Here is a 9,556-nt window from a genome sequence, read left to right as displayed (position 1 = left end):
TGGTCAACGGCTATACACTGGCGGTCGAGATACCGTTTCTGGCAGCATAGAGGTCCCGCACGCACGCTGCGCTGGTCGGATGGTGGTGGCAGGTGCTGTTTGGCAAGGACGAGGGGAGCGACGACAATGTGAACGCAGGCAGCGCCCCGTCGACGTCTGCTTGCTGGGTTAGAGCGGACGTGGAGCAAGGCCGCCCGGACTTCGCGTTTTGACCCTTAGCGGACGAAAAAGATGGCGCCATCGGCAAGTGGTGTTGGTCGCGAATGCAGCTCGATGGCGGATCCGCGTTAGCGTAATCCGCCATGTCACGACGATTGTAGAAAAGTCGCGGATCACGCTTCGCTGATCCGCCCGACGGCCTGCCACTAAACGTGCAGAACTGGCGATGACTTACCATCAGTTACATCACACCACGAGACAGCCCTAGATACGTCGTGCCATCTCTGAGCCTTTCAATAGCTCGGCCAGCGACGATGTAGTCGATGTCACTGGGTGTTAGGCCGATATCCATCAGCTCTCTGTCACTCAGGTCGTGCAAACTGACTAGCAACCTCTCGCGTTGGCGCCGTTTTCGAAACGCATGCCAATATCCCCGGAGCAAACTCAAGACGCTCCGCGTCGATGCGACTGGTGGTCCAGCCGCTTCCTTTTCCGAGAAAGCGTCTCTCACCGCTGCGATGGAGGCATCGGGGCACGCCTCGGCCAAAGCATTGCCCGAGGCGTCTTTCACCAAAGCGATGGCGAGGTCGAGGCCGAGCCCTGCGGCATCGCGCCCGGTCTCGGATGTGAGGTTCGTCTGTTGGGATGGCATCGGATGCTCCTGCTGTTATGCCGGCAGGGAGCGTGGCCAAACAAAAGGCCCCGTCCGATGCCGGCGGGGCCTGGTGAAAAGATCGCGTCGTCGAATTCCTAGCGCACGACTCCTTCCACGGCCCAGCGAGAGCGGGTCATGTGTTTACGGGTCCACGATACGCACGACGTTTTGATCATGAAGCGTAGTTACCACGGAGATCGCACAAAATCAAGAGGTGTGCCGGTGCTACGCGCATCCTGGAGGCGAGTGGGTCTGTTGTTGAGTGCAGTCCGGACTTCGCATCAGTGATCCTTCGAGAGCCGCTTGTGACCCGAAGCGGACTATCGAGGCTGACAAGCGTCATCGCGGCGGATAAGTTCTCCACGGGTATGCGCCCAAGAATTTGAGAGGCGGCGACATGGATATCCGTGCTCCCGACCAGAGATATAACCCTTACCGCATCTTCTCGCGAGAGCAGTGGGCCGAACTGCGCAACGACACGCCGATGACGCTGGAGCCCGGCGAATTCTCGCGGCTGCGTTCGATGCATGACCGCCTCGACCTCAAGGAGGTCGAGGAAATCTATCTGCCGCTCTCGCGCCTGTTGTCGATCTATGTCGATGCCACGCAGCGGCTTTATTACGCACAGCGCCAGTTTCTCGGCATCCGCGACCGCAAAGTACCCTACATCATCGGTATCGCCGGCTCTGCTGCGGTGGGTAAGTCGACCTCCGCGCGCGTCCTCCAGGCGCTGCTCGCGCGATGGTCGCCACGGCCCAAAGTCGATCTGGTGACAACCGATGGCTTTCTCTATCCCAAAGCGGTGCTGGAGCGCGAAGGGCTGATGCAGAAGAAGGGATTTCCGGAGAGCTACGATCGGGCGCGTTTGTTATCGTTCCTCAGCGACATCAAAGCCGGACGAAGCCCGGTGCGGGCACCGGTCTATTCGCATTTGACCTACGACATCGTTCCGAACCAGTGGCAGGAGGTCGACCAGCCCGACATCCTCATTGTCGAGGGCGTGAATGTCCTGCAGACCGCCCCGTTGCCGCGCCACGGCAAGGCAGTGCCCGTCGTCTCCGACTTTTTTGACTTTTCCATTTACATCGATGCCGACGTGTCGGTGCTGCGCGATTGGTACGTGCAGCGCTTTCTGACCTTCCGCGACACCGCGTTCCACGATCCAAGGTCCTACTTCCACCGTTATTCGCTGCTGTCGGACGATGAAGCGATCGCCACCGCAACGGCGATCTGGGAGCGTACAAATTTCGCCAATCTCGAGGAAAACATCCTGCCGACGCGGCCGCGTGCGACGCTGATCCTCACCAAGGGCGCCGATCACGTCATCGAGACGGTGGCGCTGCGACGTCTCTAGCGCCGAGCGTACTAGCCGTTTCCACAGCCCGAGAGTCTGGATTTGGCACTAAGCCGACCAACTTCGTCGCTTGCGGCTCGTCTGGTATTGAGAGCAGTCCGGCCTTCGCATCATTGATCCTTCGACCGCCGCTTGTGACCCGAAGTCAACATACTCCCGGATAGAAAGTGCTGTCTGCGTAGTATAGTCTGATCCGAATATCGGTTGTGAGGGAGGAAACTATGCAAAGGACACTTGCTTCAGCATCGCTGGTCGCCGCGATGGTGGTCGGCGTAACCTTTCCATACGCCGCAAACGCACAGGCTCAGCTCGCGCAGGCTGGTGAAGACGTTGCGCAGGGCATGTCGCGCGAGCGACTAGATCGTATCGCGGGCGTTATGAAGCAAGAGGTGGCCAACGGCACGTTCTCGGGCACCGTCACGCTGATCGCAAGGCGCGGAGAGCTGGTCCATTTCGAGGCAAACGGCTTTCAAGACGCGGCCAAAACTAAGCCGATGGCGAAGGACAGCATATTCCGCATGGCATCAATGACTAAGCCAATCGTGACGGTTGCGGCGATGATGCTGGTCGAGCAAGGTGTCTTCAAGATCAACGATCCGATCGCGCGGTACCTGCCCGAGTTGAAGGATTTAAAAGTGGAGGTGAGCAGAACGAACGGTGACGGCACCACAACGACCGAAGATCTGCCAGCGAACCGGGCAGTCACGATCCAGGATCTTATGCGCCATACATCGGGCTTTTTCTATGGTGGCGCCATGAAGTCCAAACGGCTGAAGGACGCCTACGAGCAGGCCAATATCGAGGCTGGCGAGCAAGATATCACCGGCGACGAGATGTTGAAGCGGCTAGGACAAATCCCGTTAGCTTATCAACCTGGTACGAATTTTCTCTATTCGATCTCGGTGGATGTTCTGGGCCTCCTTGTTGAACGCGCAACAAAGAAGCCGTTGGACGTTGTGCTGCAAGAAATGGTGATCGGCCCGCTCGGCATGAAGGACACGGCATTCTGGGTACCGGGGGAGAAAGCCTCGCGGTTGGCGGAGGTGCTTGATAGCGATCCCTTGAAGAAATTGTCACTACGCTTCTGCAGGACCGAAAGCGAAATCAAGATGTCCTACTTGAAGGGTGGCGCCGGCATGTGTGGTACTGCTGAAGATTACTTCAAGTTTTTGCAAATGATCCTGAACGGTGGCGAGTACGAGGGCAAGCGGTATCTCTCGAAGAAGACTGTAGAGTTCATGCTGCAAAACCATCTGGTCGGCATGGGTGGTTCGACGGAAGCTTCAACGGGTCCCGGCTACGGGTTTGGACTTGGTTTCGCCGTTCGTCTGCAGGACGGTTTTGGTTGGAGCCCGGGCTCAAAGGGCGATGCAATGTGGGGCGGCATATTCGGAACCAGTTTCACCCTAGACCCCAAAGAAAAACTGCTCGCCATCCAACTGACACAAGGTGCCACCGCCCGCTTGCAAAGCCGGCATTTGTTCAAGAACCTCGTCTACGGCGCCATGGTCGAGTGATGGAATAGTGGGCTTGGCGCTCCGATCGCGAAAAGCGCCACTTCGCCTCTTGGCATATAGCAGACTCGCTGAAGACCTGCCCAGATGTCCGCTTCTGAGCGGAATCCCGACATCGCCAAGTACACGGCTCCTTTCAGACTTATGAGTAACGCGCTAGTTTAGCCCTTCACCGTGACCGCACGCCCGATCACGGGCTGGGCGGCGACCGGCGGGTTGGCGGTTTGCGCGGCGAGTTCGCCGATCAGGCGGTCGGCATCGGCCGCGATAGTGTCGGGCGCCTGGATCACCAGCCGCTCCAGCGCCCAGCGATACGATGAAATGCGCCGCTCCAGGCATTGCTGGACCCATTGCACGATCAGCGTGTTCTCTTCCATGCGGGCAATCGCATCGGCCTGCTCGCGCGGCGACAATTCCGACACCATCTTCAGGCTGGCGCTGCGCTTGCGGTCGAGCTCGATGACGCGCGCGGCGGAGGCAAAGAACGGCTCGAACCGCGTGATGTCGTTGCGGACGTCCTCGATCAACTGCTGATAGCGCGAGGTGTGCGAGCGGTGCGGTTCGTCGATCAAAGCACGTCCATAGGTCGTGCGGTCGAACACCACCTTCTGCCGCCACGGCGAGGGCAGCGGCTGGTAATCGCCGAACACACTCTTCCACGCCGGGCGCGAGTGCGGCGGCTCGATCAGGGGATAGGCGAGATCGCGAAGCTGACGCTCGTTTTCGGTAAGCTGGAAGTGCGAGGGCTTGAGACCGACGCTTGCCGTGGCCTCGGCGCCCAACCAACGATGCATGTCGTCGTTGCGCATGTCCGCGCGGGTGCGGCCGAAATCGCCGCCGCTGCAGCCGCCGAGCGCGGCGCTTGCCGCGAGCAGCATGAGAGCCGGGAGTGACCGAAGCCCGGTGGTCCGGATCGGGAGGCACAGCTCCGGCATTTCAAATGTCCGTCGTTCAGGGGCGCCGACGGCGACGGCGACCGGGCGCAGCCCCCTCTTCCGGTCCGCGCCCGTCGCCGGTCTCGCCGGCTTTACGTTCGATGCGGACAACGGGAAGGATCAGCACGGTACCCAAGCCATCGCGCGGAGCGCCATCCACGGTTGAGCCCGGCCGCCGCGAAGCCGCATCCGCCGGAAATTCAATGATGGTGCCCATGTTCCGTTCTCTCTGGTTGCCGCACGGACACGATCCGGCCAGCGACATGCCATTATTCAGAACAGAACGTGGTTAACGGCATCTTAATTTGTGTAGGCGGTAGAGTTACGGGTTCCGGAGCTCCCTTCCGCTCGCCGAAAGCTCGCATTTTATCGGATTCCTTCACGGGCTGTTTTCCTTAACCAACTCTTAAAGCGCCGTGCATAGGCTGACGCGAGGGATTACCGAAGTCGCGTACACCTGACATGACCGCCACTCCATTGTTTCCGGGATTCGACGGGCTGATGACGCTCTCGCGCCGCGAGGGCGTCGATATCAGGCCGACCTTGCTGCGCGTGCTGACCGACCTCTATGTCCAGACCAACGCCCATTCCGCCGACGAGGAGCGGCAGTTCGTCGAACTGACGTCGCGCCTGATCGATCAGGTCGACGACGCCACCCGCGCCGCAGTGCGGGCGCGACTCGCGATCTATCCGGCGACGCCGGCCGAGATCATGGACAAGCTCGGGCTGCAGCGTTCGCACCGCGGCGAGCCCCTTCCGCTCGCGGCTGCGATTGCCGCAGCTCCGACCAGCGCGCCGGCGGTGAAGCCGCCGACCGAAGCGCAATTGCGGATGGCGTCCAACCTGTCGATGCGGCCCAACGATGCCGCCGAAATCAGCGACATGTTCTTCGCGGCCGGCGCCAGCGAGCGCGCGCTGATCCTGCACAATCTCGCCGACACGCCGCTGAAAGCCTCGGCGCGCATTCCCGCAGCCCGCGCCGCGCGCGCGATCCATATCCTGGAAATGGCCGCATTCGCCGAGGACACCGCAAACTTCGCGCTCGAACTCGGCGAAGCGCTGATCCTGCCGCAGCGGATTGCCGAACAGGTGGTCCACGATCCCGGTGGCGAACCGCTGGCCTGCGCCGCGCGCGCGCTGGACATGTCGAGCGCCGCATTCCAGCGCGTGCTGCTGTTCCTCAATCCCGAGTTCGGCTCCTCAGTGCACCATGTCTACAGGCTGTCGCGCCTCTACGACCGGCTGAGCGAGCGGTCCGCGCTCGTGATGCTGGCGGCGTGGCGCGGCTCGACCATGGCAGTCACCCGGGCCAAATATCGCTCAGCGCTGTACGACGATGAGCGCCATCACGCCCGCGCGGCGACCTCGCAAACACGCTCCGCAGTGCAGCCCGGAAGTTCTCCGGCGACACGCACCGGCACCGACGGCCCGAAACGCTAAGACTTCGCCAGATCCAGAAAATGCCGCCCTGCCCGGTCCTCGGTCTCGACGATCCAGGCGTCGGGATCGAACCGCAGTTCCTTGGCGAGACGCTCTTCCACCGATTGCTCGGGCACCGGCTGCGGCGAAGCCGGCGCGAACAAGCGCTCGGCCGGGCGGCTCTCGTCATAGACGGTCTGCGGCGCCGGTGCATACAGCATGGCGCTGCCGTCGAGCAGCGCCACCTTGACGAACACCGCCCCCGCCTCCTCCGCCCCGCGCTTGCGCACGGCGCCAAAGATTCCCTCATTCTGGCAGCGGCGCAGATAAGCGGCCACCCAGATGGATGATTTCAATCGCATGGTGGCGACGATAGGCCGGCGTGTTGTCGGAAGCTAGTGCGGCAATCCCGAAGTCCGTCACGCTTCGCGGTGCATTTACTTCGCATGATCATATGTCTCATAGAGCCGCCTGCAGGTCAGCCAAACGGAGCCTAGCTTCGTTCCCAAGGGGCCTTACCTTGCATCGTGCGCTTGAGGCGCCTGTTCGGCGATGGTCGCGCTTCGAGGCGCGCAACAAAGTCTGCGTAAGCTTTGACGCCCACGGCGCGATCGAGCAGCGCCTCCTCCGCGGCGCGTCGGGCCGCCTCGAGGATGAAGTCGGTGCGCGTCTTGCCTTGAACCGTGGCTGCCCAATCGAACAACGTCCGATCCTCGGGCTTGATGCGCATGTTGAGGGTATCGCGGCTCGCTGACATGGTCCGACCTCCTGATCGGGACCCTAATCAGCTTTGCAATGACATTACAAATGGGAGCGTGTTCCGCTCCCCTAGTCGATCGGATGGCCGATCATCGCTGTGAGCTCCTTCACCAGGCGATCGGACATCTGGCCGGTCACCGGGAGCTTGCGGTCGCGCTCGAATTTCGAGATCGCGGCCTGGGTGTCCGCACCGACCGCGCCGGTCGGCTTCAACTGGCCGTAGCCATACTGCGTGAGTGCGCGCTGCACCGCCGCCACGCGGCGTGCGCCGGCGCTTTGCGCAGTGGCCGGAATCGGCGCCGGCGGACGTGCCACATTCGAAGGCGCAGCCGTGGGCGCACCGGTCGACTTGACCAGATTGGTCATCGGGTCAGGGTTTTTGGAATCACTCCTGGTATCATTCTTGGGATCGGCGCTCTTGGTCTCGGCGTGTTTGGGATCAGCGCTCCTCACCTCGACCGGCCTGATTTCCGGCGGCTCTGCCTCGACCGGCCTTGCGGTCAGTTCGGCCGGGCGTGGGCGCGGCAACGGGCTCACGACGGGACCTTGCGGCGCCGACAGCGTCACAACCGAACCGAACATCGGCGAGGGATGGCGGCCGGCCTGCAGGAACAGCGCGTTGGCGACGATGGCGCAGATCGCGGCAGCGGCGAGCAGACCCGCGACCATGTCTTTCGGACTGTGCAGGAAGATGCGCATCACGAGGCCGCGCTCCACCTCCGCTTCGATCGCAACCGCTTTCGCGCTGCGACGGCGGCGGCGCGGCATCTCGTCATCGTCGTCAATTCGCCTGGGCACGTTTCTTCACCTGATGGGCCTGATCCTGCGATTCCGGCCGCGGCGCCGGTTTCAGCGTCGCGACGTTGTTTGAAGGCGTCAGCAGCGGCGCAATGTCAAGCGGCAAGGCAACAGCCACCGTGGTGCCCTCGCCCACCCTGCTCTCCACGTTCATCTCGCCATTGTGCAATCCGACCAAGCCCTTCACGATCGACAGGCCGAGGCCGGTGCCTTCGTGCTTGCGCTGATAGGTCTTGCCGGCCTGGAAGAACGGATCGCCGATCCGCGCGAGATCCTCGGCGGCGATGCCGACCCCGGTATCGGTGACGGTCAGCATCAGCCGCGATCCCTCGACCGCGGCGGAAACCGTCACGCTGCCGCCGCGCTCGGTGAACTTGATGGCATTGACGACGAGGTTCAGCGCGATCTGCTTGAATGCGCGCGGATCGCCGTTCATCAGGGGCAAGTCCTCCGCCGCGCGGGTGATCAGATCGACGCCGTTGTCGCGCGCCTTCAGCGCCAGCAAATTGCAGCAGTGCAACAGCGCCGCGCGCGGCGCGAACGGCTCCGGCGAAATTTCGAAATTGCCGGTTTCCATCTTGGACATGTCGAGGATGCCGTTGACAACCGATAACAGATGCTGGCCGGAATCGTTGATGAGCTGCGCGTATTCCTTGCGGCGCGCGGCGTCGATCATCATCGCCTCTTCGTGCACGATCATCTCGGAGAAACCGATGATGGCGTTGAGCGGCGTGCGCAGTTCGTGGCTCATGGTGGCCAGAAATCGCGTCTTGGAGGCATCCGCCTGCTCGGCAGCGGTGCGCGCCAGTTCGAGTGCCTGCTCCTGAACCTTGCGGTCGGTGACGTCGCGCATCACGGCCACAACCTCAGCCTCGGGCGAGCCCTGCTCGAGCGGCCGGCAACCCATCTCGACCCAGATGAAATCGGCGGAAATGTTCTGGCCGCGAGCCGCGTCGCGGCGGAGACGGAATTCGACGCGTTGCTCGCTGCCGCGTGCGGCATCCGCTAGCGCTGTGAGATAGGCCGGACGATCGACGACATGGACGCGGTCGAACAGGCCATGACCGGTGAGCCGGGCGATCGGCGTGCCCAGCATGGCTTCCGCCGCCGGCGAAATGAACTCCACTGCGCCGTTACGGTTGTGCCGCGAAATCACGTCGCTCATGTTTCGCGCGAGCAAGCGATAACGGTCTTCCTCGAGATAGAGCAACGCCACGGAAGTGCGCGCCAGCGATTCCGCGCTGACGGCCAGTCCCGCTGCATAGAGCGTCGCGGAAGCGACGCCAGCCCCCATCAGCACGCCGTGCAGGGCCGCGTTCGGCTCTGCCACCGGCAGGAGGTGAAAATGTCCGAGCGCGATCAGCAAGGCGGCGCATGACAGCGCCAGCGCGGAGGCGAACACGACCACGCGGCGCGAGGCCGACAGCGCCGCTTCGAGCGGAACGACGATGAGCCAGACCGCGGCGAATGATTCGATACCGCCGGTGGTCACGGCGACCATCATGACGAGGCCAGCCAGCGCCAGCGCGGAGAGAATATGCGTGCCTTCGTAGCGGCCGGTGCGCGACAGGAACCAGGACAACAGAATGGGTGCGGTCAGCCAGGCGAAGGCCGCGACCTCGAGCGCCGTGGGCGCGCCGCGCATCGCCAGATAAACCGGAAAGGCTGCAAGCGCCACCAGGCTGCCGAGCAGCCGTGGCGCCATGAACGCGCGATGACGCGCACGCGTCAGCGCATCATATCGTGCCGAGGGATGCAGCAACGCATCGAGACAATCGCGTATGATACTCAAAACAGTCACGGCTCTCGCGCTTCGGCTTGTTCGTCAGACAGACGCGCCGGAACGCCCCCTATTCTTTGCGCCACCGTGTCAGAGCGAACTTAAGCGAACGCTAAGGCGCAGCGGATCGGCGCCCGACACCGCGTCTTCGCCGGAAATTTGGCACCTCGCGCGACCTTCATG

10 protein-coding genes are annotated in these 9,556 nt (G+C 62.5%); 3 read left to right on the top strand and 7 right to left on the bottom strand.

Translation table 11 applies throughout. The annotated features are described in order from the left end of the window. Positions 1-400: 400 nt before the first annotated feature. Complete coding sequence (locus tag CP49_RS36140; protein WP_057854874.1) at positions 401-811, bottom strand: DUF1127 domain-containing protein; 411 nt, start codon at positions 809-811, stop codon at positions 401-403. A 400-nt stretch (positions 812-1,211) separates the two neighbouring features. Here CP49_RS36140 and coaA point away from each other — a divergent pair, with 400 nt between their 5' ends. Both coaA and CP49_RS36130 read left to right on the top strand, forming a co-directional pair. Next, positions 1,212-2,168 (top strand): type I pantothenate kinase, encoded by a 957-nt coding sequence (gene coaA, locus CP49_RS36135; RefSeq protein WP_057854873.1) that lies wholly within the window; start codon positions 1,212-1,214, stop codon positions 2,166-2,168. A 221-nt stretch (positions 2,169-2,389) separates the two neighbouring features. Then, positions 2,390-3,685, top strand: coding sequence for a serine hydrolase domain-containing protein (locus tag CP49_RS36130; RefSeq protein WP_063791828.1), 1,296 nt, complete (start codon positions 2,390-2,392; stop codon positions 3,683-3,685). A 158-nt stretch (positions 3,686-3,843) separates the two neighbouring features. On the opposite strand, the gene CP49_RS36125 is transcribed toward CP49_RS36130, so the two are convergent. Together CP49_RS36125 and CP49_RS36120 are read right to left on the bottom strand one after the other, a co-directional pair. Further along, a complete protein-coding gene (locus CP49_RS36125; RefSeq protein ID WP_057854871.1) occupies positions 3,844-4,617 on the bottom strand; it encodes a hypothetical protein in 774 nt (257 codons plus the stop codon). 16 nt (positions 4,618-4,633) lie between these two features. Then, positions 4,634-4,834, bottom strand: coding sequence for a hypothetical protein (locus CP49_RS36120; protein ID WP_057854870.1), 201 nt, complete (start codon positions 4,832-4,834; stop codon positions 4,634-4,636). Between the two features lie 245 nt (positions 4,835-5,079). Here CP49_RS36120 and CP49_RS36115 point away from each other — a divergent pair, with 245 nt between their 5' ends. Next, positions 5,080-6,057, top strand: a complete 978-nt coding sequence (locus CP49_RS36115) for a DUF2336 domain-containing protein (RefSeq protein WP_057854869.1) — start codon at positions 5,080-5,082, stop codon at positions 6,055-6,057. Here CP49_RS36115 and CP49_RS36110 read toward each other — a convergent pair. The 4 genes from CP49_RS36110 to CP49_RS36095 form a co-directional block, all read right to left on the bottom strand. Beyond that, on the bottom strand, positions 6,054-6,398 hold the full coding sequence (locus tag CP49_RS36110; protein WP_057854868.1) for a DUF1491 family protein: 345 nt from the start codon (positions 6,396-6,398) through the stop codon (positions 6,054-6,056). The two genes, CP49_RS36115 and CP49_RS36110, sit on opposite strands and share 4 nt — an antisense overlap. 131 nt (positions 6,399-6,529) lie before the next feature. Further along, entirely contained in the window at positions 6,530-6,766 is a 237-nt protein-coding gene (locus CP49_RS36105) for a type II toxin-antitoxin system TacA family antitoxin (protein ID WP_197423341.1), read from the bottom strand. Positions 6,767-6,864: 98 nt separating this feature from the next. Further along, entirely contained in the window at positions 6,865-7,593 is a 729-nt protein-coding gene (locus CP49_RS36100; RefSeq protein WP_057854866.1) for a peptidoglycan-binding protein, read from the bottom strand. Beyond that, positions 7,577-9,394, bottom strand: a complete 1,818-nt coding sequence (locus CP49_RS36095; RefSeq protein WP_057854865.1) for a sensor histidine kinase — start codon at positions 9,392-9,394, stop codon at positions 7,577-7,579. The genes CP49_RS36100 and CP49_RS36095 overlap by 17 nt, the downstream gene beginning before the upstream one ends. Between the last annotated feature and the right edge of the window lie 162 nt (positions 9,395-9,556).

Origin of the sequence: Bradyrhizobium valentinum (assembly GCF_001440405.1) — a bacterium.
Classification (GTDB): Bacteria; Pseudomonadota; Alphaproteobacteria; order Rhizobiales; family Xanthobacteraceae; genus Bradyrhizobium; species Bradyrhizobium valentinum.
Note: the sequence above shows the minus strand (reverse complement) of the source record. Positions and strands in the feature narration are given on the sequence as shown.

Coding starts and splice junctions, on each gene's coding strand:
- CP49_RS36140 (WP_057854874.1), bottom strand. CDS start 811: ATGCCATCCCAACAGACGAACCTCACATCCGAGACCGGGCGCGATGCC.
- coaA (WP_057854873.1), top strand. CDS start 1,212: ATGGATATCCGTGCTCCCGACCAGAGATATAACCCTTACCGCATCTTC.
- CP49_RS36130 (WP_063791828.1), top strand. CDS start 2,390: ATGCAAAGGACACTTGCTTCAGCATCGCTGGTCGCCGCGATGGTGGTC.
- CP49_RS36125 (WP_057854871.1), bottom strand. CDS start 4,617: ATGCCGGAGCTGTGCCTCCCGATCCGGACCACCGGGCTTCGGTCACTC.
- CP49_RS36120 (WP_057854870.1), bottom strand. CDS start 4,834: ATGGGCACCATCATTGAATTTCCGGCGGATGCGGCTTCGCGGCGGCCG.
- CP49_RS36115 (WP_057854869.1), top strand. CDS start 5,080: ATGACCGCCACTCCATTGTTTCCGGGATTCGACGGGCTGATGACGCTC.
- CP49_RS36110 (WP_057854868.1), bottom strand. CDS start 6,398: ATGCGATTGAAATCATCCATCTGGGTGGCCGCTTATCTGCGCCGCTGC.
- CP49_RS36105 (WP_197423341.1), bottom strand. CDS start 6,766: ATGCGCATCAAGCCCGAGGATCGGACGTTGTTCGATTGGGCAGCCACG.